At 74.6% G+C, this 22,297-nt stretch carries 20 protein-coding genes and 3 tRNA genes; 8 read left to right on the plus strand and 15 right to left on the minus strand.

The window, feature by feature from the left end; translation table 11 throughout:
• Positions 1-61: 61 nt before the first annotated feature.
• The 4 genes from ACFXPX_RS33750 to ACFXPX_RS33765 all read right to left on the minus strand — a co-directional run bounded on the left by ACFXPX_RS33750 (position 62) and on the right by ACFXPX_RS33765 (position 2,432).
• Positions 62-691, minus strand: a complete 630-nt coding sequence (locus ACFXPX_RS33750; protein ID WP_380644346.1) for a GPP34 family phosphoprotein — start codon at positions 689-691, stop codon at positions 62-64.
• 51 nt (positions 692-742) lie between these two features.
• Positions 743-970, minus strand: a complete 228-nt coding sequence (locus ACFXPX_RS33755) for a hypothetical protein (protein ID WP_380401618.1) — start codon at positions 968-970, stop codon at positions 743-745.
• A gap of 10 nt (positions 971-980) precedes the next feature.
• Positions 981-1,928, minus strand: a complete 948-nt coding sequence (locus tag ACFXPX_RS33760) for an SPFH domain-containing protein (protein ID WP_380527562.1) — start codon at positions 1,926-1,928, stop codon at positions 981-983.
• A 430-nt stretch (positions 1,929-2,358) separates the two neighbouring features.
• A tRNA-Ile gene (locus tag ACFXPX_RS33765) sits at positions 2,359-2,432 on the minus strand.
• A 190-nt stretch (positions 2,433-2,622) separates the two neighbouring features.
• Between ACFXPX_RS33765 and ACFXPX_RS33770 the strand changes: the two genes are divergently transcribed.
• Both ACFXPX_RS33770 and ACFXPX_RS33775 read left to right on the plus strand, forming a co-directional pair.
• Complete coding sequence (locus ACFXPX_RS33770) at positions 2,623-3,468, plus strand: trypsin-like serine peptidase (RefSeq protein WP_380527564.1); 846 nt, start codon at positions 2,623-2,625, stop codon at positions 3,466-3,468.
• Positions 3,469-3,596: 128 nt separating this feature from the next.
• Complete coding sequence (locus tag ACFXPX_RS33775; RefSeq protein ID WP_380527566.1) at positions 3,597-4,346, plus strand: trypsin-like serine peptidase; 750 nt, start codon at positions 3,597-3,599, stop codon at positions 4,344-4,346.
• A 147-nt stretch (positions 4,347-4,493) separates the two neighbouring features.
• Here the strand turns inward: ACFXPX_RS33775 and ACFXPX_RS33780 are convergent.
• Together ACFXPX_RS33780 and ACFXPX_RS33785 are read right to left on the minus strand one after the other, a co-directional pair.
• A tRNA-Asn gene (locus tag ACFXPX_RS33780) sits at positions 4,494-4,566 on the minus strand.
• Positions 4,567-4,628: 62 nt separating this feature from the next.
• Positions 4,629-4,701 (minus strand) — tRNA-Asn (locus tag ACFXPX_RS33785).
• A gap of 241 nt (positions 4,702-4,942) precedes the next feature.
• On the opposite strand from ACFXPX_RS33785, the gene ACFXPX_RS33790 reads away from it, so the two are divergent.
• The 4 genes from ACFXPX_RS33790 (at position 4,943) to ACFXPX_RS33805 (ending at position 10,004) form a co-directional block, all read left to right on the plus strand.
• Positions 4,943-5,236, plus strand: a complete 294-nt coding sequence (locus ACFXPX_RS33790; protein WP_375892545.1) for a hypothetical protein — start codon at positions 4,943-4,945, stop codon at positions 5,234-5,236.
• Positions 5,237-5,367: 131 nt separating this feature from the next.
• Positions 5,368-6,813, plus strand: a complete 1,446-nt coding sequence (locus ACFXPX_RS33795) for an FGGY family carbohydrate kinase (RefSeq protein WP_380644347.1) — start codon at positions 5,368-5,370, stop codon at positions 6,811-6,813.
• Positions 6,814-6,932: 119 nt separating this feature from the next.
• Positions 6,933-8,336 (plus strand): glutamate decarboxylase, encoded by a 1,404-nt coding sequence (locus ACFXPX_RS33800; protein ID WP_375892542.1) that lies wholly within the window; start codon positions 6,933-6,935, stop codon positions 8,334-8,336.
• A 420-nt stretch (positions 8,337-8,756) separates the two neighbouring features.
• Positions 8,757-10,004, plus strand: a complete 1,248-nt coding sequence (locus ACFXPX_RS33805) for a helix-turn-helix domain-containing protein (protein WP_380644348.1) — start codon at positions 8,757-8,759, stop codon at positions 10,002-10,004.
• Here the strand turns inward: ACFXPX_RS33805 and ACFXPX_RS33810 are convergent.
• The 5 genes from ACFXPX_RS33810 to ACFXPX_RS33830 form a co-directional block, all read right to left on the minus strand.
• Entirely contained in the window at positions 9,992-11,194 is a 1,203-nt protein-coding gene (locus ACFXPX_RS33810; protein WP_380644349.1) for a sigma-70 family RNA polymerase sigma factor, read from the minus strand. The genes ACFXPX_RS33805 and ACFXPX_RS33810 overlap by 13 nt on opposite strands.
• A gap of 147 nt (positions 11,195-11,341) precedes the next feature.
• Positions 11,342-13,258, minus strand: coding sequence for a DNA primase (gene dnaG, locus ACFXPX_RS33815; RefSeq protein ID WP_380524906.1), 1,917 nt, complete (start codon positions 13,256-13,258; stop codon positions 11,342-11,344).
• A 112-nt stretch (positions 13,259-13,370) separates the two neighbouring features.
• Positions 13,371-14,681 (minus strand): deoxyguanosinetriphosphate triphosphohydrolase, encoded by a 1,311-nt coding sequence (locus tag ACFXPX_RS33820; RefSeq protein ID WP_380644350.1) that lies wholly within the window; start codon positions 14,679-14,681, stop codon positions 13,371-13,373.
• A gap of 272 nt (positions 14,682-14,953) precedes the next feature.
• Positions 14,954-15,973, minus strand: coding sequence for an SGNH/GDSL hydrolase family protein (locus tag ACFXPX_RS33825; protein ID WP_380644351.1), 1,020 nt, complete (start codon positions 15,971-15,973; stop codon positions 14,954-14,956).
• Positions 15,974-16,160: 187 nt separating this feature from the next.
• Complete coding sequence (locus ACFXPX_RS33830; RefSeq protein ID WP_360228636.1) at positions 16,161-17,105, minus strand: PAC2 family protein; 945 nt, start codon at positions 17,103-17,105, stop codon at positions 16,161-16,163.
• Between the two features lie 688 nt (positions 17,106-17,793).
• Between ACFXPX_RS33830 and ACFXPX_RS33835 the strand changes: the two genes are divergently transcribed.
• On the plus strand, positions 17,794-18,528 hold the full coding sequence (locus ACFXPX_RS33835) for a GNAT family N-acetyltransferase (RefSeq protein ID WP_375892532.1): 735 nt from the start codon (positions 17,794-17,796) through the stop codon (positions 18,526-18,528).
• 15 nt (positions 18,529-18,543) lie between these two features.
• Here ACFXPX_RS33835 and ACFXPX_RS33840 read toward each other — a convergent pair whose 3' ends face one another.
• Positions 18,544-19,782, minus strand: coding sequence for an ADP-ribosylglycohydrolase family protein (locus ACFXPX_RS33840; protein WP_380644352.1), 1,239 nt, complete (start codon positions 19,780-19,782; stop codon positions 18,544-18,546).
• Positions 19,783-19,893: 111 nt separating this feature from the next.
• Here ACFXPX_RS33840 and ACFXPX_RS33845 point away from each other — a divergent pair, with 111 nt between their 5' ends.
• Positions 19,894-20,889: a hypothetical protein gene (locus tag ACFXPX_RS33845; protein ID WP_380644353.1), complete on the plus strand. Its 996-nt coding sequence runs from the start codon at positions 19,894-19,896 to the stop codon at positions 20,887-20,889.
• A 13-nt stretch (positions 20,890-20,902) separates the two neighbouring features.
• Here the strand turns inward: ACFXPX_RS33845 and ACFXPX_RS33850 are convergent, their stop codons facing one another.
• The 3 genes from ACFXPX_RS33850 to ACFXPX_RS33860 form a co-directional block, all read right to left on the minus strand.
• Positions 20,903-21,214 (minus strand): transcriptional regulator, encoded by a 312-nt coding sequence (locus ACFXPX_RS33850; protein ID WP_375892526.1) that lies wholly within the window; start codon positions 21,212-21,214, stop codon positions 20,903-20,905.
• Positions 21,214-21,690, minus strand: a complete 477-nt coding sequence (locus ACFXPX_RS33855) for a hypothetical protein (protein ID WP_380524902.1) — start codon at positions 21,688-21,690, stop codon at positions 21,214-21,216. The genes ACFXPX_RS33850 and ACFXPX_RS33855 overlap by 1 nt, the downstream gene beginning before the upstream one ends.
• A gap of 79 nt (positions 21,691-21,769) precedes the next feature.
• The gene (locus ACFXPX_RS33860) at positions 21,770-22,282 is read right to left on the minus strand and encodes a ribonuclease (RefSeq protein ID WP_375892523.1); all 513 of its coding nucleotides are present in this window, start codon (positions 22,280-22,282) and stop codon (positions 21,770-21,772) included.
• Positions 22,283-22,297 lie beyond the last annotated feature (15 nt).

The raw sequence follows: 22,297 nt of genomic DNA on the forward strand, positions 1-22,297 counted from the left end.
CCCGCCGGCCCGGACGCCCGTTCGGTAGGCGTCCGGGCCGGCGGGCCGCGTCCGGGGCGGGTCAGCCCGTCCCGGCGTCCGCGTGCTTCGCGTTGACGGCCCGGCGCAGGGCGCGCGGGACCGGGCCGGCCGCCGGGGCCAGCTTGTCGATCCGGGCCCGGAACTCGCGCCGGTGGCGCCAGGTCAGGGCCGTACTCAGCCGGGCCGCGTCGACCAGGGCGACCAGCGCCGCCTCCGCCGGGTCGACCCGGCTGAACGGGCCGCTCAGCGCCGAGGTGACGCTCGCCGCCAGCGCCTTGCGCACCCGGGGCTCCGCCAGGGTGACCCGGGCGACCGGGAAGATCCCGAGCACCCGGTGCTCCTCGACCCGGATCCGCCCGGCGGCCGCGAGCCCGTCGCGGACCACCCGCGCCGACCGCCCCCGGCGCCCGATCCAGCTCCACCAGGTACGCCGCCGCCCCTGGCGGATCTGCTCCAGCAGCGCGGCGGAGAGCGGGTCGAGCCCGCCGGTCGGGCCGTCGACGGCGGCCGGGTGCCGGCCGTCGTCACGGATCAGCCCGCGGCGGAGGAGCTCGGTGAGCGCCGCCGCCCGCAGGGCCAGGTCCAGGTCGGTCGTGCGGGTGAGCCGCCCGCGCTCGGGGTCGTAGGCGAGCAGGTAGAGCTTCTCGGGCAGATTGACGGGAAGGTCCATCTCGGTCTCCGAAGGATCAGGGACGATCTGCGGAGCGCCCGGCCGCTGCGGTCAGTCCTCGGCGGGACCGCCGTCCTCCGGGCTCTCCTTGGGCGGTCGGCCGCGCCGGGGAAGCCGGGCCGCGCCGCTGGGCATCCGGCCGGCCTCGCCGAGGGCGCGGCGGAGCACGAACTCGATCTGGGCGTTGGTGCTGCGCAGTTCGTCCGCGGCCCACCTCGCCAGTGCGTCGTGAACCGAAGGATCCAGTCGCAACAGGAGCTTCTTCCGTTCCGTCGCCAACGCCGCGCCCTTACTGGTAGAGGGAGCCCGTGTTCACGACGGGCTGGGTGCCCCGGTCGCCGCAGAGCACCACCAGGAGGTTGCTCACCATGGCGGCCTTGCGCTCCTCGTCCAACTCCACCACGTCCCGCTCGGCGAGCCGGTCCAAGGCCTCCTCGACCATACCGACGGCGCCCTCGACGATCAGCCGCCGGGCGGCCACCACGGCCCCGGCCTGCTGCCGCTGGAGCATCACCTGGGCGACCTCGGGCGCGTAGGCGAGCCGGGTGATCCGGGACTCGACGACCCGCACACCGGCCGAGGCGACCCGGGCGGCGATCTCGGCGGACAGCTTGCGGGCGATCTCGTCCGCGCCGTCGCGCAGCGACAACTGCCCCTCGTGGTGGGCGTCGTACGGGTAGCTGGTGGCGATGTGCCGGACGGCCGTCTCGGTCTGGATGGCGACGAAGTCGACGTAGTCGTCCACCTCGAACACCGCCATCGCGGAGTCCTCGACCTGCCAGACCACCACGGCGGCGATCTCGATCGGGTTGCCGTCCGCGTCGTTGACCTTGGCGGTCTCGGTCTCGTGGTTGCGGATCCGCAGCGAGATGTGCCGGCGGCTGGTGAAGGGGTTCAGCCAGCTGATCCCCTCGGCGCGGATCGTCCCCCGGTAGGTGCCGAGCAGCTGGACCACCCGGGCCGAGCCGGGCGAGACGACCGTCAGCCCGCAGAGCAGGACCAGCGAGCCGAGCAGCACCAGTGGTCCGAGGACCACCAGCGGAACGCCCAGGCCTTTGTCGCCACCGGCGAGTTGGACCCCGCCGGCGATCAGTCCGGCGAGCCCGGCGAGCACGCCCAGCAGGGCGCCGCCGAGCACCGGCAGCCCCGGTGCCCCGGTGATGACCCGCTCGGTGACCCTCGGGGCCGGGAGGTCGAGGACGGGGCCGTCCTCGACGGAGACGTGCGGTGCGGTCATGGGACCGACTCCCCCTTGTGCGATGTGCGCCGCGCGGACGTCCGCTGCAGCTGTCAAAGTGATATCACTTTTTCGGGGCACCGCACCAGGGGTGAACGCGGTCCGACGCCGCCGGGCGCCGCAGAGCCGCCGGCCGTCGCATCCCGGGGGGTTCGCCTCGCGCTCCGGCGGATCACCCGAAGTGATGCTCCGGTACGCGCAGTTGAGGACTCGACGCCCATGGGTCGGCCACCGCGTGCACGGCCGCGCGGCAGGCGGGATGTACCGGCCCCACGCGACCCGGAAGGCCACGGGCCCGACCGGCCCCCGGGTCCCCAGGGAGGGTGAACCTCGGCGTGTAATCGCCACGGAGGATGTTTGCGCGCGTACAGTCTGTTCTCGCCGCGCCTGGAGCCCCGTCGGCCGACGGGCCGCACGGGGGTGGGAGAAGTGGGGCGGGTGGGACTCGAACCCACGACCAAGGGATTATGAGTCCCCTGCTCTAACCGGCTGAGCTACCGCCCCGGTTCGCCGCGCGTGCCGGTCGTCGGCCACGGCAGCAGCAGACGGCCCCGCGAGGCCGTCCCGGGCAGCATAGCCGGTCGATCACCCGTGGTGCGCGCCGGGGGCGCAGCTGGGTGCGGGAGGGCGCGCGCCCGCCCCGGTGGCGGGCTCCGGGTGGCGACGGAGGGCCCGGACAGGGCAGCCTGGGCTGATGACGATGCGTGGGGCGGGAGCTGCGGCCGGAGGACTGGTGCTGGCCTTCGCGCTGGCGGGGTGCACCACCGCGGCGCGGCCCGGCACCGTCGCCCCGACGGTCACCTCGGCACCGCCCGGTGCCGCCGACGCCCACGGCTGGAGCAAGCAGCGCTTCAAGGGGGCGATCGGCAAGCACACCGGGGTCACCCGCACCGCCAAGCCCACCGTGCTCAACGGCCTGGTCGGTGCGGTGTTCACGCGCAACGCGGACGGCGACCACTTCTGCACCGCCAGCGTGGTCGACAGCGCCGGGCTCAACCTGATCGTCACCGCCGCCCACTGCGTCTGGGACCCGAGGATCGGCCGGCGCAGCGACCTGGTCTTCGTCCCCGGCTACCGCAACGGCGACACCCCGAGCGGGGTCTGGCCGCTGCTGGCGGTCAGCGTGGACGACGGCTGGAAGGACCACGCCGACCCGGACATGGACGTCGCCTTCGCCGTCGTCCAGGCGCAGAACGGGCAGCAGGTGCAGCAGGTGCTCGGCGCCAACAAACTGGGCGTCAACCGCGGCTACCAGGTCCCGGTGCGGGTGACCGGCTACCCGGGCAGCAGCGACGTCCCGATCACCTGCTCCAACACCACCACCGAACAGAGCGCCACCCAGCTGCGGATCGACTGCCCGGACTACACCGGCGGCACCAGCGGCAGTCCCTGGGTCACCGACTTCGACCCGTCCACCAGGACCGGCACCGTGGTCGGCGTGATCGGCGGCTACCAGGAGGGCGGGAACAGCCCGGACACCTCGTACAGCAGCTACTTCGGCGACCGGGTCCAGGCGCTCTACGACCGGGCCACCGGCTGACCGGGCCGGCCCCGGACCGATTCGAACACCCGGCAGTGGCGCCGCCGGGCACGGCCTGGTAGATCTTCCTCTCGAACGGCGGAACGCACGGCCCGGATGCCCGCCCCGAGGAACGAGACGGAGCCCCGATGGCCCCCCGCCCGGTGCCGCCCGCGCGCGCGGCCGGAGCGACCGCGCTGGCCGCCCTGCTGCTGGCCGCCGGCACCGCGTGCGGCAGCGGGCCGGACGCGGCGCCGAACGCCGAGGTCGCCCAGCAGAGCGCGGCCCGCGACCGGATCGGCACGCTGTCCGTCCACAGCGCCCAGGGGCCCCGGTCCTGCACGGCGAGCGTGGTGCGCAGCCCCGCGCGCAATCTGCTGGTCACCGCCGCGCACTGCGTGCAGAACCAGCGGGTCGGCCTGCTGGACGGCCTGGTGTTCACCCCCGGCTACCGCAACGGGTACTCCCCGTACGGGAGTTGGCAGGTGCAGTCGATCACCGTCGATCCCCGCTGGGCCTCCGACGACGACCCGGACTACGACGTGGCCTTCGTCACCGTCCGCCCGGCCGACGGCCGGCAGGTCGAGGAGGCGGTCGGCGGCAACCCGCTCGGCACCGGCCGGGGCGTCGGACTGGCGGTCTCGGTGACCGGCTACCCGAACGAGAGCGACGAACCGATCACCTGCGCGGTCCGGACCAGCTCGCAGAGCGCCACCCAGGAACGCTTCGACTGCGGCGGCTACACCGACGGCACCAGCGGCAGTCCCTGGGTGACCGGCGACGGCACGGTGGTCGGCGTGATCGGCGGCTACCAGGAGGGCGGGGACACCCCGGGCACCTCGTACAGCGTGGCCTTCGACCAGCGGATCGCCGACCTGTACCGGCGGGCGACCACCTGATCCCGGCGATGCCCTCCCCGGCCCGCCCGCGGCGCCGGGGAGGGCACGGCGGGGTGACGCACGCGACACCGGGGCGGACAACACGAAGGCCCCCCGGTCGTCCGAGGGGCCTTCGCTCTGAGCAGTCACCGGGCGGACCCGGTGCAGCTCCCGCAATTGGACTCGAACCAATAACCTGCCGATTAACAGTCGGCTGCTCTGCCAATTGAGCTATGCGGGATCGCGGTACTCAACTTCCGTACCACGGGCGGGAATCGGGCTCCGAGGAGCACTACTCCCGAGCTCCCCCAATTGGACTCGAACCAATAACCTGCCGATTAACAGTCGGCTGCTCTGCCAATTGAGCTATGGGGGATCGGCTTCCGCTTCGGCTCCCGTGACCCGGGCTCCTCGGCGCTCGCTGCGGGACATACATTAGCGCACTCGGGGGGGTGGTCCGCCAATCGTTTCCCCGGCCGCCCCGAACCTCCGGTCCGGCGTGCCCCGCGCGCGCCCCCGACGGCACCCGGGGATGCTGGGGGCGCGGACGGTTCGCCGTCCCGGGCAACGGGTAGGGCAATGCGGCAGAAGGCCGCCAGGAGAGGGTGGGTCCGATCATGTGGAAGCTGTCGTTGGCCGCGGGTTTCGCGGCCGGCTACGTCCTCGGCTCGCGGGCCGGGCGCCGGCGCTACGAACAGATCACCGAGGTCACCCGGCGGATCGCCCGGAACCCGACCGTGCAGGGGGCCACCGACCGGGCGCGGCAGCAGGCCGGGGCGGTGGCCGGGAAGGCGGCCGGTGCCGTCGCGGACCGGGTCGGGGACAGGCTGCCGAACGCCGTCACCGACCGGGTGCCGTACTTCACCCGCTCCCGGGCGGAGGACGACGGCTGGGGCACCGTCCGCCCGTGACCGGGCGGTAGCCACCGTCCGTGACGGGGCGGTGATCCCCCGGCAAAGGAGATCCCAACGCCCGGTCCCGAACCGGCAACGGCTCACCCGGCCCGGACGCGTCCCGGGCCGGGCTGAGGCATGATCTCGACATGGCCATCGTCGCGGGGATAGACAGCTCGACCAGCCGCACCAGGATCGTCGCGTGCGACGCCGACACCGGCACCGTCCTGCGCTCCGGCAAGGCGCCCCACCCCGTCCCCGAGGACCAGGACCTGCGCCCCGGCGAGGCCGACCCGCAGGTCTGGCTGCACTCCCTCGGCGACGCCGCGGCCGGCGGCCTGCTGGAGGGCGTCCGGGCGATCGGCGTCAGCGCCCAGCAGCACGGCATGATCGGCCTGGACGCGGGCGGGGTGCAGGTGCGGCCCGCGATCCTGTGGAACGACCCGCGCTCCAGCGGCGCCGCCGCCAAGCTGCTGGACGCCCTCGGCGGCCCGGCCGCCTGGACCGCCGCGATCGGCGCCGTCCCCGGACCCACGTACACCATCGCCAAGCTGCGCTGGCTGGCCGAGTTCGAGCCGGCCAACGCCCGCCGGGTCGCCGAGGTGCTGCTGCCGCACGACTGGCTGGTCTGGCAGCTGCTCGGCCACCCCAAGCGCCGCACCACCGACCGCGGCGACGCCTCCGGCACCGGCTACTGGTCCCCGATCACCGGCGAGTACCGGCAGGACCTGGTCGAGCTGGCGCTCGGCCACGAACTCCGGCTGCCCGACGTGCTCGGCCCCGCCGAACCCGCCGGGCACACCCCCGAGGGCCTGCTGATCTCGGCCGGCACCGGCGACAACATGGCCGCCGCCCTCGGCCTGGGCCTCGGCCCGGGCGACGCGGTGGTCTCGCTCGGCAGCGCCGGGACGATCTTCGCGGTGCACGAGGAGGCCGTGGTGGACGCCACCGGCCTGGTCTCCTCCTTCGCCGACGCGAGCGGCCGCCACCTGCCGATGGTCGCCACCCTCAACGCCGCCCAGGTGCTGCGCTCCACCGCCGCCGTGCTCGGCCGGGACCTGGAGGGGCTGAGCGACCTCGCCCTGCACTCCTCCCCCGGCGCCTACGGCCTGGTGCTGCTGCCCTACCTGGACGGCGAGCGCACCCCCGCGCTGCCGCACGCCGCCGGCACCCTGACCGGCCTGCGGGCCGAGGCGATGACCCCTCAGCACCTGGCCCGGGCCGCCGTCGAGGGCATGCTGTGCAACACCGCCGACGCCCTGGACGTGCTGCGCGCCCTGGGCGTCGGCATCAAGCGGGTGTTCCTGCTCGGCGCGGCCGGCCGGCTGCCCGCCGTCCGGCACATCGCCCCGATGCTGTTCGGCGTCCCGGTCGTGGTGCCCCCGCCGGGCGCGCACGCCGCCCGAGGCGCCGCCCGGCAGGCCGCCTGGGCGCTGGCCGGCACCTCCGAGCCGCCGGAGTGGGCGCTGCCGGACGCCGAGACGGTCGAGCCCGAGGACGAACAGGACCTGGCGATCGGGTCGGCGGTGCGCCAGCAGTACCGCGCCGCCCGGGACCAGATCCACCCGGAGGCCGCCGCCGGCCCCTCGGCCTGAGCCCTGCCGTCCGGGCCGAGCCCCACCGGCCGGAGTCCGCCGGTGAGGATGCGTCACCCGGCGCCCGATGGCAGCGTGGGTCGGGACACGGCAACCGAGGCGAAGGGCGACAGCCACCCATGGCCCTGCACAAGGGGACCGGCGACGACCGCCGGCTGAGCGTCAGTCCGTTCCTCGGCATCACCGACCCGCTGGGCGCGATGGAACTCGCCCCGCCGGTGCACCGGCTCGGCGAGGGCCCGGTCGCGGCCGACACCGCGTACCAGCTGATCCACGACGAGCTGATGCTGGACGGCAGCGCCAAGCTCAACCTGGCGACCTTCGTCACCACCTCGATGGAGGTGCAGGCGACCCGGCTGATGACCGAGTGCCTGGACAAGAACATGATCGACAAGGACGAGTACCCGCAGACCGCCGAACTGGAGCGGCGCTGCGTGGCCATCCTCGCCGACCTCTGGCACGCCCCCGACCCGGACGCCGCGGTCGGCTGCTCCACCACCGGCTCCAGCGAGGCCTGCATGCTGGCCGGCATGGCGCTCAAGCGCCGCTGGATGCGCCGCAACCCCGAGCGCTACGCGGCCGGGGCCCGGCCCAACCTCGTGATGGGCGTCAACGTCCAGGTGTGCTGGGAGAAGTTCTGCACCTTCTGGGAGATCGAGGCCCGCACCGCGCCGATGGAGGGCGAGCGCTTCCACCTCGGCCCCGAGCAGGCCGTCGCGCTGTGCGACGAGAACACCATCGGCGTGGTCGGCGTCCTCGGCTCGACCTTCGACGGCTCGTACGAGCCGGTCGCGGAGATCTGCGCGGCCCTGGACGAGCTCCAGGCGCGCACCGGCCTGGACGTCCCGGTGCACGTGGACGGCGCCTCCGGCGGCATGGTGGCGCCCTTCCTCGACCCGGAGCTGGTCTGGGACTTCCGGCTCCCCCGGGTGCAGTCGATCAACACCTCCGGCCACAAGTACGGCCTGGTCTACCCCGGCGTCGGCTGGGCGCTGTGGCGGGACAAGGAGGCCCTGCCCGAGGAACTGGTCTTCCGGGTCAACTACCTGGGCGGCGAGATGCCGACCTTCGCGCTCAACTTCTCCCGGCCCGGCGCGCAGGTCGCGGCGCAGTACTACGTCTTCCTGCGGCTCGGCCGGGCCGGTTTCCGGGCGGTCCAGGGCGCCTGCCGGGAGGTCGCCGGCTACCTGGCCGGGGAGATCGGGAAGCTCGGCTGCTTCCGGCTGCTGACCCGCGGCGACCAGGTCCCGGTGTTCGCCTTCACCACCACCGAGGACGTCACCTTCGACGTCTTCGACGTCTCACGGCGGCTGCGCGAGCGCGGCTGGCAGGTCCCCGCGTACACCTTCCCGGCGAACCGGCAGGACCTGTCGGTGCTCCGGGTGGTCTGTCGCAACGGCTTCTCCCGGGACCTCGCCGACCTGCTGCTGGCCGACCTCAACCGGCTGCTGCCGGAGCTGCGCCGCCAGCCCGTCCCGCTGCAGGACCTGGGTGTGCCGGTCCGCGAGGGCTTCCACCACTGAAGGCGTTTCCGGGGCGGCTCAGCGCCCCGGAAACGCCGCGGTGGGAGGGCGCAGGGGAAGCGCCCTCCCACCGGGTGGTCCCGGTCGGTCGGGGCAGCCTCCCCCCGTGAGGCTGCCACGACCGGTGGGGGATCCGGGACTCCGTATCGGGCCGACCACGGCCGACCGGCCGGGGGCCCGAACGAAACGGCCGGTCGGTGGAACGCACCGGCAGGGAGAACTCTGCACGACGAACACATGACTGTTCGATGGTTCCGGGGGGTTGTGAGACACTTCCGTCCGTCTCAACGCCATGACCTGGAGTTTGGGACACCGGGCCGCTGAGGTTGGAGAACGAGGAGACGCCGAACGGCCGGACCGGGCGTGCACCTCCCGCCCCGTCCCACCGTCGTCCCGTCCCGCGACTCATGGAGGACCGCGTTGGCTTCCGTCTGGAAGGACCTGCCCGAGGAGCTGTCCGAGCCCGCCCGCCTGCTGGCCGAGGAGCTCCGCAAGCTCAAGGACGACGCCGGACTGTCACTGTCCGAGCTCGCCACCCGGACCCACTACAGCCGGGCCTCCTGGGAGCGCTGGCTGAACGGCAAACGGGTGGTCACCGAGCAGGCGCTGGAGGCGCTGATCAGGGCGGTCGACTGCGACCCGGTGGTGCTGCGCCGGCTCCGGCAGCGGGCGGCCGACCCCGTGGTCCCGGGGACCGTGGCCCAGGAAGCCGTGGCACGGGAGGCCGTGGCCCCGAAGACCGAGGACCCGGGCGGGGAGCCCGGGGACCGGAGCGCGGAGCCGGCGCCGACCGACGACGGGTCGGTCCCCGGGACCGACCCGTCCGAACCGGCCGCCGAGCCCGCCGAAACCGCCGAGCCCAGCGACGACCCGACCGCCGGACCGGTCGCCGGAGCCGCCGACGGGCCGGCCGCCGAGACCACCGACGAATGCGCGGACGAACCCGCCGTCGCCTGGTGGCGCCGTCCCGCGGCCCTGGTCGCCGGTGCGGCCGTGCTGGCACTGCTGCTGGTGCTGGCCGGGCTGCACCTCAGCCGGCACGACGACCAGGCCTCGGCCGCCGACGGTCCGGCCCCGAGCACCTCGGCCACCGGCAGGACCGCCCCGACCACGGCGGCCGTGGCGGGCGCCCCCGACTGCCGGGCCCTCGGCTGCGCCCACAAGGACCCCAAGACCACCGGCTGCGGCAGGGACGCGCGCACGCTGCAGACCCAGGTCATCGGCAAGGTCGTCGTCTACCTCCGCTACAGCCAGACCTGCCAGGCCGCCTGGGCGGCGATCTCCGAGGGCGAGCCCAAGGACTTCGCGGTGATCACCGACACCACCGGGGACAGCGAGACCGCGATGATCCACTGGGGCTACGACAACTACTCGCCGATGCTGAACGCGGCCGACCCCTCGATCGGCTTCCAGGTCTGCGGCACCCAGCCGGCCGGGCACGACTGCACCGGGACCGTCACCGACCTGGCCAGGGTGGTGGCCTCCACCCCGATCCCGATCGGCCCCGCCTCGCCGCCCCCGGGCGCCGGGGCCACGCCGAGCGACTCGGCCTCGGCACCGGCTTCGGCACCGGCCTCGGCCGACCCCGCGCAGGGCGCGACCCAGGCCCCGCCGGCCGAGCAGGTCTCGCCGAGCCCGGCCGCGTCCCCGCCCGGTCAGTCGAGGTAGCCGCGCAGCTGCTCGGCGGAGGCGTGGTCGCGGAGCTTGACCAGCGTCTTGGACTCGATCTGCCGGATCCGCTCCCGGGTCACGCCGAACACCGAGCCGATCTCCTCCAGCGTGCGCGGGCGGCCGTCGTCCAGGCCGTAGCGGAGCTGGACGACCTGGCGTTCCCGTTCGCCCAGGGTCGCCAGCACGGCGTCCAGGTGCTGGCGCAGCAGCAGGAAGGTCGCCGACTCGGCGGGTGAGGCGGCGTCGGCGTCCTCGATCAGGTCACCGAGCGCGACGTCGTCCTCCTCCCCGACCGGGGTGTGCAGCGAGATCGGCTCCTGGGCCAGCCGGAGCAGCTCGCGGACCCGCACCTCGGTGAGCTCCAGGGCGGTGCCGATGTCGGCCGGGCTGGGCTCCAGACCGCGCTCCTGCAGCAGCGCGCGCTGCACCCGGACCACCCGGTTGATCAGCTCCACCACGTGCACCGGCACCCGGATCGTCCGGGCCTGGTCCGCCAGCGCCCGGCTCATCGCCTGCCGGATCCACCAGGTCGCGTACGTCGAGAACTTGTAGCCGCGGGCGTAGTCGAACTTCTCCACCGCCCGGATCAGGCCCAGGTTGCCCTCCTGGACCAGGTCCAGCAGGGTCAGCCCGCGGCCGACGTAGCGCTTGGCGACGGACACCACCAGGCGCAGGTTCGCCTCGATCAGGCGGCGCTTGGCGATCCGGCCGAGGACCACCAGGGAGTCCAGTTCGCCGGCCAGCGGGTCGGGCGGCGGCGGGTCCGCGTTCAGCTGCTCCTCGGCGAACAGTCCGGCCTCGATCCGGCGGGCCAGTTCGACCTCCTCGGCGGCGGTGAGGAGCCGGATCCGGCCGATCTCGCGCAGGTACTGGCGCAGCAGGTCGGCGGCCGGACCGCCGCCTTCGGAGCGCTCGGCGGGGCCCTCGTCGTCGAGGTCCGGCTCGGCCGCCGCCTCCGGGCTGTCGGGGTGGCCCTCCGGCCGCTCCTGGGCGGGGACCCGTGGGCCCGGGGGCGCGGCCCCGGCCCGGCCGTGGTCGGCCTCCTGCTCCCCGGTCGGCGGCCCGGCGGGCTCGGCCCGTCCGGTCGGTTCGGTCGGTTCGGCTCGTCCGGTGGGCTCGGCCCGTCCGGTCGGCTCGGCTCGTCTGGTGGCGGTGGTCGCTGCGGCAAGGCCTCGGTCCACGGGCATCCCTCGGGGCGGGCGCGACTCTGGCGGACCCGCGCTGTACGGAGGTGGGACGCCCTCCAGTGTGGGGTACGCCACGCTCCGTGGCCGAGACTCGTGCGCCGACTTTCTGTGCGGGACTTCCCGGGGCCGTTCGCGCCGGAGAACCCGCTACAACGCCCCGGCGCCCCGGCTCTTGAGCTGGTCGCCGTACTGCTGGAGCTGCCACAGCTCGGTCTGCACCGCGTGCAGCTGCTCGGCGTCCGCCCGGTGGCCGAGCCGCTGGAGGTAGCCGCGGACCTCGGCGATCCGCCGGTCGACGGCCAGCAGGCGCAGCTTGACCAGGAACTCGCCCGCGTAGACCGCGTCCGCCTTGCGCAGCGAGCGCACCGGTTCGACGGTCAGCTCGGTCACCAGCGAGCGCACCTGGTCGTCCGGGGAGGCCTCGCGCACCGCGCCGGTGAAGTCGGGCGCGGCCGCCCCGTACCCGGTGCCGCCGGCCTTGGCGATGGCCTGCCGGACGGCGGTGTACGGCGGGGTCGGGAACTCGTCGTCGCCGTACTGGTCGAAGGCCGGGCTGACCAGCTCCGGGTGCTGGAGCGCCAGCTTGAGCAGCTCCCGCTCGACGAACTGGGCCGGGTCCCGCGGGTTGAGCCGGAACGCGGGCCTGGCCGGGCCCGGCACCGCGACAGGCTGCTCGGTGCGGCGCTGCTGGCCGTTGGCGCGGGGGTTCTGCTGCTTCTCCCGCTCCCAGCGGGCCAGCTGGGAGATCCGGCGGACCACGAACTGCTCGTCGCCCGGGTTCACCCCGACCATGCCGGCCAGCCGGATCGCGTAGCCGTGCCGGATCGACGGGTCCTTGATCTTCGCGACGATCAGGGCGGCCTCCTCCATCGCGGCGGCCTGCCCCTCGGGGGTCTCGACCCGGTGCTTGGCGACCGCCGTGTTCAGCGCGAACTCGAACAGCGGGACGGGGTGGTCGATCAGCTGCCGGACCGCCTCGTCGCCCTGGGCCAGCCGCAGGTCGCAGGGGTCCATGCCGCCCGGGCTGACCGCGATGGAGGTCTTGGCGGCGAACTTCTGGTCGTCCTCGAAGGCGCGCAGCGCGGCCTTCTGGCCGGCCGCGTCGCCGTCGAAGGTGAAGACCGTCTCGCCGCGGTACTGGGAGGTGTCCATCAGCAGCCGACGGATGATCTTGATGTGGTCCTCGGCGAACGCCGTGCCGCAGGTCGCCACCGCCGAGGTGACCCCGGCCAGGTGGCAGGCCATCACGTCGGTGTAGCCCTCGACCACCACCGCGCGGCCCGACTTGGCGATCTCCTTCTTCGCCAGGTCGATGCCGTACAGCACGTGGGACTTCTTGTAGATCGGCGTCTCGGGGGTGTTCAGGTACTTCGGACCGTTGTCGTCCTCGCGCAGCCGGCGGGCGCCGAACCCGACCACCTCGCCCGCGATGTCCCGGATCGGCCACACCAGCCGGCCCCGGAAGCGGTCGATCAGACCGCCGCGCTGCCCCTGCGAGGCCAGGCCGCCCTGGAGGATCTCCTTGTCGCTGAACCCCTTGCCGCGCAGGTAGCGGACCAGGTGCTCCCACCCCGCCGGGGCGTAGCCCACCCCGAAGGTCTTCGCGGCCTCCTCGTCGAAGCCGCGCTCGGCCAGGAAGCGGCGGCCGATCTCCGCCTCCGCCGAGGCCAGCTGCTCCTGGTACCAGGCGGAGGCCACCTTGTGCGCCTCGACCAGCCGGGTCCGCTCGCCCTGCTGGTGGCGGGGGCTGTAGCCGCCCTCCTCGTAGCGCAGCGTGATGCCGGCCTGGGCCGCCATCCGCTCGACGGCCTCGGCGAAGGTGAAGTGCTCGATCTTCATCAGGAAGGCGATGGTGTCGCCGTTCTCCTGGCAGCCGAAGCAGTGGAAGACGCCCTTGGCGGGGTTGACGTAGAAGGAGGCGGACTTCTCGTCGTGGAAGGGGCAGACGCCCTTGTACTCGCCACCGCCACCGTTGGTCAGCTGTACGTAGTCGCCGACCACCGCGTCGATCGGCAGTGCGCTGCGCACCGCTTGTACGTCTTCGTCCCTGATCCGCCCGGCCACCCCGGAAGTCTACTGGGGCGGCCGGGGTTTCGAGCCGGGGCTGCGGCCCGGGTCCGGGCCCGGGCCGCGCCGGGCGGGCGTGACGTGGGCCTCACGTGGCCTGACGTGGGCGTCAGGTCCAGGAGGCCCCGACCAGCCTGCCGTGCAGGGCCAGCGCCGAGGCGTCCGTGAGGGTGGCGATCTGGTCGATCACGGTGCGCAGGGCGGCGCGGTCGTCCTCGGCCTCGTGGTACATCGCGGTGAAGACCGGGTCCAGCCCCTCGGGGGCGCGCTGGTTCAGCACGTACGCCAGCTCGGCGATCACGATCCGCTGGCGGGCCCGCAGCTGGGCCTGCTCGTCGCGCATCATCACGTAGAGGACGGCGACGGCCTTGAGCACCGCGACCTCCAGCCGGACCTCCCGCGGCACCACCAGCTCGGCGGTGTAGCGGGTCAGCCGGCCGGGGCCGTAGCTGGCGCGGGTGGCCTGCTCGGCGGCCAGGCAGAAGCGGCCGATCAGCTGGCTGGTGAGGTCCTTGAGCCCGGCCCGGGCACGCGCGGTGCCGTCGTAGCCCTGCGGCCAGAAGTCCTGGGCCAGCAGCCGGTCCAGGGCGGCGGAGAGCTCCTCCGGCTCGGCGTCCGGGGCGTAGCGCTCGGCGACCTTGAACAGGTCGGCGCGCTCGCCGGGGGCGCGCAGCGCGGCCGGGTCGATGTGGCCGGCCTGGAGGCCGTCCTCGACGTCGTGGGTGGAGTAGGCGACGTCGTCGGACCAGTCCATGACGGTGGCCTCGAAGCACTTGCGCCCGGCCGGGGAGCCGGCCCGCAGCCAGCGGAAGACCGGCAGGTCGTCGGCGTAGACGCCGTACTTGGGCGAGGCCGGGTCGGTCGGGTGGGCGCCCTTGGTCCACGGGTACTTGGTGGCCGCGTCCAGGGCGGCCCGGCTCAGGTTGAGGCCGACGCTGCGGCCGGGCCAGGGGGCGAGCCGGGAGGCCGGCTGCTCCTCCGCCGGCGCGAACCGCTTGGGTTCGAGCCGGGTCAGGATGCGCAGCGACTGGGCGTTGCCCTCGAAGCCGCCGCAGGCCTCGGCGGCCTGGTCGAGGGCCTCCTCGCCGGTGTGGCCGAAGGGCGGGTGGCCGATGTCGTGGGCCAGGCAGCCGGTCTCCACCAGGTCCGGGTCGCAGCCGAGGGCGGCGCCCAGTTCCCGGCCGACCTGGGCGCATTCGAGCGAGTGGGTGAGCCGGGTGCGCGGGAAGTCGCTGCGCATCGGGGCCACCACCTGGGTGGTGCCGGCCAGCCGGCGCAGTGCGGCGGAGTGCAGCACCCGGGCGCGGTCGCGCTGGAAGGCGGTGCGGCCGGGACGCTTGTCCGGTTCGGGGACCCAGCGGGCCTCGGCGGCGTGGTCGTACGGGAGCGGGGCGGCGAGGCGGTGCGTGGTGTCGTCCATCCACTTCCTTGCGTAGTCGGCCGGGCGCGCGGAGTGACATATACTCGGCCACCTGTCCTCGGGCAGCGGTCAGGGCTTGACCGTCATGAGGCTCCCAGAGCCGAGTGAGAAGCCGCTCCGTCATCGCGGAGAGGCGGAGTCACATGGCACTCACGGTACGCCGTCCCACTGACGCGGGAGGCGTGCCCCACGTGAGGCGCAGAGTGCGGATCCGTGGATCCATCACCACGTGCCGCCGACCAACGCGGTCGGCGGCACGGTCTGCGGCAGCCTCAGCCCCGGACGGCCTTGAGCAGCGCGGCGGCCACCCCCTCCTCCCCCTTGGCGTTGGGGTGGACCGGGGTGAGGCCGTGGGCCGGGAACGGCGGCTCGATCCAGCGGGCGTCCTCCCCCGCGCACATGTCGTGCCCGGCCGAGGGCCCGGCGGTGTCCACGAACACCGCCCCGGCGGCCTCCGCGCGCTGCTTGAGCATGCCGTTGAGCTGCTGCTCCTTCTCGGTGAGGAAGCCGAGGTCGGCCGCCGCGACCGTGGTGCCCAGGGTCGCCCGGCAGCCCGCCGGGTCGGCCGGGAGCAGGGCCGGGTAGCCGACCACGTACACCCGGGCCCGCGGGGAGCGGCGCCCGATCTCCCGGAGGACCTCGCCGAGCCGCTCGCCGGCCGCGTCGACCCGGGCCCGCACCTCGTCGGTGCCGCCGGAGGCGTAGTGCTCCCGGCAGGGCGCGGCCGCGCGGTCCTCGCCGACCAGGTCCTTCACCGCGTCCGCCAGGGTGGCCTTGGCGCACTCGGTGACGACCTCCATGAAACCGGCGTCGTTGCCGCCGATGCCCACGGTGACCAGCCGGGTGTCCGGGGTCAGCGCGTCCAGCTGGGCCGGGTTGGGGCCGTCGGCGGTCTTCTGCGGGCTCCTGAGGTCCCCGGTGCGGGCGCCGCTGCAGCTGACGTCCCGGAACTGCCCGGGCGCCACCCCGAGCGCCTTCGCCAGCAGGGAGGGGTAGTTGACCCCGGAGCGGGCGCAGCCGGCCGGGTCGCCGACCTGCGGGGCGATCCGGGGCCCGGCGGTGTACGAGTCGCCGAGCGCCACGTACGGGGCGGCGGGCGGCGGGGTGGGGGTCGGCGTCGGGGTGGGGGTCGGGGTCGCACCGGCCGGGGCGCGACCGGGCAGGGCGCCCGCGAAGCCCCGGTCGGAGCCGTCCGGTCCGTCCGACCCGCCGCCGCACCCGGCCAGGGCGGCCAGCAGCAGGGCGGCCGAGAGGGCCGTCGCGACGGTCGACGGGCGGGTGGTCCTGGGCATGGCGTCCCCCCTGGGGGTGCGGGTCACGGGCAGCTGCGTACGCGGCGGCCGGTCCCCCCGGGCACCGCACAGCTCAACGTACGGGCCGCGCCGATGACTCCCGCCACGGCGTCGGCGTTACGCCGTTCCGGCGACTCCGCTCCCGTCACTGCGTTGCCGTTGCCCCGTTCCCGTTGCCCCGTTCCCGTTACTCCGCGCCGCGTTCGTGCTCGGCGAGGAACTGCTCGAAGCGCCGCCCCAGCTCGTCCGCGGACGGCAGGTCGACCGGCTCGGCCAGCAGGCTCTCCCGGCCCTCGGCGCCCGCGACCGCGTCGTACTGGCCCTCCATGCCACGGATGGCGGAGCGCAACTCGCCGTCGCCCTGGGCCAGCTGCTCCTCGATGTCGGCGTACACCTCGCCCGTCCGCTCGCGCAGCCGGGTGCCGGGCAGCACCAGTCCGGTGGCGGACTGCACGGCCTCCAGGATCAGCACGGCGGCCGCCGGGTAGGCCGAACGGGCCACGTAGTGGGGGACGTGCACGGCGAAGCCCAGCACGTCGTGCCCGGCCTCGGCCAGGCGGTACTCCAGCAGGGCCTGGGCGCTGCCCGGGACCTGCGCCTGCTCGAACCACTGCGGGTACCCCGGCGCGAGGTCGAGCCGGTTGCCGTGCGGCGTCAGGCCGACCGGGCGGGTGTGCGGCACGCCCATCGGGATGCCGTGGAAGTCCAGGCTGAGCCGGACCTCGAAGCGCTCCACCAGCTCCCGGACGGCGCGCGCGAAGCGCTCCCACTCGACGTCCGGCTCGGGGCCGGTGAGCAGCAGGAACGGGGCGCCGGCGGCGTCGCGGACCAGCTGGAGCAGGATCTCCGGCGGGTCGTAGGAGGACCAGTGGTCGTGGTCGAAGACCATCGCGGGGCGGCGGGCCCGGTAGTCGACCAGGCGGTCGTGGTCGAAGCGGGCCACCACCTGGGGGGAGCCCGTCTCCAGCAGGTGGGCCACCACCTGGGCGCCCGCCTCGCCGGCGTCCATGAAGCCCTCGAAGTGCTGGAGCAGCACCAGGCCGGCGCCGGTGTCGCGCAGCTCCGCGTTGGCCTCGGCCACGGCGGCCACGCCCCGCTCATCCAGCTCGTACAGCGCCTGGAAGTCTCGCACCGCGCACCCTTCCCCGTTCTCTGCTCGTCCCGCTCCGACCGGCTCTCGCCTTGTCCAGCGTGCCGGGACGCGCGGGAATTCCCGTTCCGGCCGACCGCTCTCGCGGACGGCCCGCCCCGCGACCCGCCCGGCAACACGCTCGGGGACCGTCGCCGAACGCTCCGGACCATGATCGCACCCGGGGGTAAAACCCCTGTTCACGGGCGTTCAACAGCCCCGTCCGGGGCGCGCGGTGGCGGCCCGCGCCGACATTCGGGTGCCGCGAAGTGACGCACCGCCTTCTGGCGGGTATCGTCCTCTCGCTGCCTCGCATCGTCGCGTCGTCGTCACGTCGTCCGTAACGCCGTCGATCACGACCCGGATCGCTGCTCGGTCAGACACCCACGACGCATCTTGCCTTCACCTGGCCGCCTGCTTCCCTTCGCGCACTCGTTACCTCTTCGGCCATTTCGCGGACGCACACTGTCCCGCTCGCTGTTCCCGCCGGACCGGTCCGAGGATCCGTGTCCGTTCCGGCACCCTCGCCGCCCGTTCCGGGCCGCCGCTCCGCCCCATCCGACCGGAATCCTCCGGCGCACACGGGTACCCGGAGCCGGAAACCGGGCCGGGGCGAACCCCTCGTCCACCGCAGCCCGTGCCGCACCCCGGCGCCGGATGCGCCCTACGACCGATGAAGGACCAAGGTTCCGTGCCAGCACCTGTCTTCCTCACCGGCCGCACCGTTCGGTTGGAGCCCCTCGCCGCCCACCACGCCGAGGCCATCGCCGCGGCCGGCGCCGAGGACCGTACGACCTATGCCTTCACCCCCGTCCCGCACGGTCCGGAAGCGGCCCGCGACTACATCGCGCGCGCCCTCGCCGACCAGGCCGCGGGCCGGTCGCTGCCGTTCGCGACGGTGAACGTCGCCGACGGCCGGGTGGTCGGCTCCACCCGGTTCCTGGAACTCGACTACTGGCAGGGCCCCATGGTGTGGCCGCCGGTGCCCGGCGTGCCGTTCGGTGATCCGGCCACGGCCGTCCCGGACGCCGCCGAGATCGGCAACACCTGGCTCTCCCCGCGCGCCCAGGGCACCGGCATCAACACCGAGGCCAAGCTGCTCATGCTCCGGTACGCCTTCGAGACCTGGGGCGTGCAGCGGATCTCGCTGCGCGCGGACGCCCGCAACCTGCGCTCCCGGGCCGCCATCGAACGGCTCGGCGCGACCTCCGAGGGCGTCCGCCGGGCGCACTCGCGCGGGCTGGACGGGGTGGTGCGCTCGACCGCGTTCTACTCGATCCTGGAGGACGAGTGGCCGGCCGTGCGCGACATCATCGAGCTGCGGATCGCCGCCGCCACCTCGCCGAGCGCCCCGGATCCGGCGATCAACCAGGAGTGTCTTAGACAGGGCGGCAGTGGCGCCGGGCAGCTGATGATCACCGCCTGAGCCGGGGCCGGGGGTTCAGCCCTCGGCCACCATGCGCAGGAGGCCTTCGGGTACCCGGGGCTCGCCCCGGTAGTGCCCGGGGTACGCCTCGACCAGCGCGGACACCGGCCGCCAGCCGCCGCCCCTGACCGGGGCCACCCGCACCCGCCAGATCTCGAAGCCGGTCCAGCTGCGGTGCAGGTGCAGGACGCCCTCGGCGGTGTGGAACATCCACCGTCCGTCGACGTCCCCGGTGATCCGCCCCGACCTCACCGCCCGCCACTGCTCCTCGGTCCAGACGAGGTCCGGCACCGGACAGGGCCGGGGCAGTCGCAGCGGCTTGAGGTGCGAGGCGTCCGCGGAACCCGCCCGAACGCTGCCCGGCTCGGGGAACGCCCAGCCGGGCAGCGGTTCGCGGGCGGCCAGCCAGGCGGCCGGGATGCCGTGGGTGCCGGTGTGCGCGGCCACCACTCCCCCGGTGATCGCGGCCACGGTGTCCATGTCGCCGCCGGCCGCGATCGCCTCCCACACGGCGGCCCGGTAGTCGGTGAGGTGGCGGGCGGCGCACCACAGGGCGTACGGGACGGTGTCGGCGGCCGAGGTCCGGCTGCCGTTGCCGAGCAGTCGGGCAACGGCCCGGGCATCCGGTTCGGCGAGCAGTCGGACGGCCTCGGCGAGCGCGTCGCGCAGGACGCCGTACGGGGTGAGCTCGACCACCGCCTCCAGGAAGGCCTCCGGCGCCATCGGCCCGGTCCGCGCCCGCACCGCGTACGCGGCGGCCACCGCGACCGCGATCGTGCCGTCCACCGCCTGGGGGTGGGTGTGGGTGATCACCGCGGTGTCGGCGGCGGGCCGGACCACGGCGGCGGGGTCGTCCGCGTACGCCGCCCCCAGCGGGGCGACCCGCATCGCGGCGCCGTTGCCGTACGAGCCCTGGCCGTCGAAGAGTTCGGCGGCGAGGGCCCCGGCGTCGCCGCCCTCGCGGACCAGTCGGAGCAGCCGGTTGGCGGCCGGGCCGTAGCCGCGGTCGAAGTCGTGGCGGCGGGCGAAGGCGTGGGTGAGGTCGAAGGTGTCGATCGCGCCGCGTTCGCGCTGGGCGGCGTACACCGAGCAGGCCATCTCGGTGTCGTCGGTCCACGGCCAGGGGCCGGGCGGTTCGGTGCGGGAGGCGAAGTGGGCCCGGGCGGTTTCCGGGACGAAGAACTGGGCGCCGAGGGCGTCACCGACGGAGAGGCCGTTGAGCGCGTCCAGCGCGGGGCCGTTGGGTTCGGTCATCATGTGCCTCCAGCACAGCGGATCGACCTCCGATTCGTCAACATCGTTACCGGAACGCCCCTGACGAGGGATGTTTCGCATACCTCCGATCCGGGCGGGCAGCACCGGGGTATGACCCGCGCGCATCCGCTCGACCCCGTCGCCCTGCTCGGCGCCGACCAGCAGCACATCGCCACCCGGGCGCAGCTGCGCCGGCTCGGCGTGCCCTCCGGCACGATCGCCCACCGGCTGCGGCCGGGCGGGCCCTGGCAGCAGGTGCTGCCGCGGGTGATCTGCCTGCAGAACGGGAGGTTGACGAGTCATCAGAAACTCCGGGCGGCCCTGGCGTACGCGAGTCCGAAGGGGCGGCAGGAGCAGCCCGGCGAGGTGCTGCTGACCGGGTTCGCGGTACTGGCGGACGCCGGGCTGCCGAGCGCCGGGCATCCGGCCGACCTGACCGAGGTCGACGTCCTGATCCCCGGCCAACGCCGGGTCAGGGAGCGGGAGTTCGTCCGGATCCACCGGTCGTCCGGGGTGATGCCGGGCGGCTTCGAGCGGGACGACGGGCTGTGGAGCGCCCCGGTCGCGCGGGCGCTGGCGGATCTGGCGCCGAGGGAGACCGGGCAGCGCCGGTTCCGGGCGCTGTGCGCCGAGGCGGTGCAGCGACGGCACTGCGAACTCGGCGAGCTGCTGGACCAGTTGCTCGCCCGGCCGGGGGCGCTGGCGCTGCCGCAGGTGGCCCGGGTGGTGGAGGACCTCACCGCCGGGGTGCGCTCGGTGGTGGAGGGCGAGGCGCGCGAGCTGCTCGCCCACGCGGGGCTGCCGGAGCCGTTGTGGAATCCGGTGCTGTTCCTGGACGGCCGCTTCCTGGCCGTGCCGGACGCCTACTGGCCGCACGCCTGCGTGGCGCTGGAGATCGACTCCCGCGCCTACCACCTGCGCCCGGCCGACCACGAACGCGGGCTGGCCCGCGCCAACCGGCTGGCCGGCGCCGGCCTGCCGGTGGTGCGCACCACCCCGGTCCAGCTCCGCCGCGACCCGGCGCCGGTGCTGCACGAGCTGACCGCCCTGGTCACCACCGGCCCGCACGGCCCGCACGGCCGGGTCAGCTGGCGGCGGGGCCGGTGAACCCGGCGGTGCCTCAGGCGTGTCGGGCGCCGGCCGCCTCGGCGGCGGCGACCAGCCGCTGGAGCTCGGCGAGGTGGGCGGCGAGGGCGGCGCGACCGGCGGCGGTGGCGGCGAGCCAGGTGCGCGGGCGCTTGCCGACGTACCCCTTCTTCACCGTGAGGTAGCCGGCCTCCTCCAGGGCGGTGGCGGCCTTGCTGAGGACGGAGTCGGAGACCTCGCAGTGGTCCCGGACGGCGCCGAACTCGGCCTCGCGGCAGGCGCCGAGGAAGGCGAGCACGGTCAGCCGGGTGGCGTGCTGGAGCAGCGGGTCGAGGGCGGCGGGCATCAGCCGGCCTCCTGGGAGCGCCGGACCCGGCGGTTGAGCCGGTCGGTGCCCACCCAGAAGGTCAGGCCCGCCGCGAGCCCGGCGGCCCCGCCGATCCAGCGCGGGCCGCCGCCGGCCTGCCAGGCGAGCAGCATCCCGGCCGCCGACGCGGCGCAGACCGCGAGGACCGCGAGGGCGACCGGGCCGCCGATGCCGTCCGGGACGCCCCGGCGGACGATGCCGTCGCTGCGCACGGCGACCCGGGCGAGGACGCCGGTCAGGGCGGCGAAGCCGCCCGCGAGCACGGCGATCATCACGAACTGCCCGGTCTCGACGGCCTGGCCGATCCCCAGGCCGTAGGCGGCGAACGCGAAGGCGAAGGCCGGCCCGTACCAGCGGGGCACCTCGCCCGGCCGCCGGGCGGCCGCGCCGGCCCGGTCGGCCAGGCGCAGCGCCTCGGCGGCGGACAGCGGCGGGGTGGGAACGGAGTCACTCATGCTTCCCCCTCGGAAGTGACGGTGGCTCCACTGTGCCATCGTCTTTCCGAGTTGGAAAGTACTTTCCGGGAATCGCCGCTCAGCAGCGCGGGTCGATCTCCTGGAAGGTCGCGTAGTGGTCGGCGGACCAGTACTGCTCGCCCGCGCCGCCGGTGACGACCCGTCGGGTGCCGCGGTCGTTGGAGCCCGGGGTGACCACGGTGAACTCGTGGTAGTAGCCGTTGCCCTTCTTCGGCAGCCGGCTCTCGCGGTTCTCGAAGACGATGCCGTCCCGGTTGTACGGGTAGGGGCCGCCCTTGGCGATCAGGCCGATGGTGTCCTGGGCCTGGCTGGGGAGCTTGGTGCGGCAGACGTCGGCCAGCGCCGGGTCGGCGGGCACCCAGGTGCCGGCCGCGGAGGGGGCGCCGCCGGCCGGCGGGGACGGCTTGGGCGCCGAGGGCTTGGGGGCCGTGGCGCCCGTGGTGGTGGTGGCGCTCGCGGCGGCCTTGGGGTGGCTGCTGCCGCCCTTGCCGGCGAGCAGGTAGCCGACTCCGGCGAGCACGGCCAGGATCAGGACGGCCACGACGACGAGCGGGCTCTTGCTTCTGGTCATGCGGTCCAGCTTGGC

Origin of the sequence: Kitasatospora sp. NPDC059146, from assembly GCF_042786665.1 — a bacterium.
Taxonomy (GTDB): Bacteria; Actinomycetota; Actinomycetes; order Streptomycetales; family Streptomycetaceae; genus Kitasatospora.

What these genes read in the sequence shown, in the direction of transcription:
- ACFXPX_RS33750 (WP_380644346.1), bottom strand. Translation starts at nt 691, where the DNA reads ATGGACCTTCCCGTCAATCTGCCCGAGAAGCTCTACCTGCTCGCCTAC.
- ACFXPX_RS33760 (WP_380527562.1), bottom strand. Translation starts at nt 1,928, where the DNA reads ATGACCGCACCGCACGTCTCCGTCGAGGACGGCCCCGTCCTCGACCTC.
- ACFXPX_RS33770 (WP_380527564.1), top strand. Translation starts at nt 2,623, where the DNA reads ATGACGATGCGTGGGGCGGGAGCTGCGGCCGGAGGACTGGTGCTGGCC.
- ACFXPX_RS33775 (WP_380527566.1), top strand. Translation starts at nt 3,597, where the DNA reads ATGGCCCCCCGCCCGGTGCCGCCCGCGCGCGCGGCCGGAGCGACCGCG.
- ACFXPX_RS33790 (WP_375892545.1), top strand. Translation starts at nt 4,943, where the DNA reads ATGTGGAAGCTGTCGTTGGCCGCGGGTTTCGCGGCCGGCTACGTCCTC.
- ACFXPX_RS33795 (WP_380644347.1), top strand. Translation starts at nt 5,368, where the DNA reads ATGGCCATCGTCGCGGGGATAGACAGCTCGACCAGCCGCACCAGGATC.
- ACFXPX_RS33800 (WP_375892542.1), top strand. Translation starts at nt 6,933, where the DNA reads ATGGCCCTGCACAAGGGGACCGGCGACGACCGCCGGCTGAGCGTCAGT.
- ACFXPX_RS33810 (WP_380644349.1), bottom strand. Translation starts at nt 11,194, where the DNA reads ATGCCCGTGGACCGAGGCCTTGCCGCAGCGACCACCGCCACCAGACGA.
- ACFXPX_RS33820 (WP_380644350.1), bottom strand. Translation starts at nt 14,681, where the DNA reads ATGGACGACACCACGCACCGCCTCGCCGCCCCGCTCCCGTACGACCAC.
- ACFXPX_RS33825 (WP_380644351.1), bottom strand. Translation starts at nt 15,973, where the DNA reads ATGCCCAGGACCACCCGCCCGTCGACCGTCGCGACGGCCCTCTCGGCC.
- ACFXPX_RS33840 (WP_380644352.1), bottom strand. Translation starts at nt 19,782, where the DNA reads ATGACCGAACCCAACGGCCCCGCGCTGGACGCGCTCAACGGCCTCTCC.
- ACFXPX_RS33845 (WP_380644353.1), top strand. Translation starts at nt 19,894, where the DNA reads ATGACCCGCGCGCATCCGCTCGACCCCGTCGCCCTGCTCGGCGCCGAC.
- ACFXPX_RS33850 (WP_375892526.1), bottom strand. Translation starts at nt 21,214, where the DNA reads ATGCCCGCCGCCCTCGACCCGCTGCTCCAGCACGCCACCCGGCTGACC.
- ACFXPX_RS33855 (WP_380524902.1), bottom strand. Translation starts at nt 21,690, where the DNA reads ATGAGTGACTCCGTTCCCACCCCGCCGCTGTCCGCCGCCGAGGCGCTG.
- ACFXPX_RS33860 (WP_375892523.1), bottom strand. Translation starts at nt 22,282, where the DNA reads ATGACCAGAAGCAAGAGCCCGCTCGTCGTCGTGGCCGTCCTGATCCTG.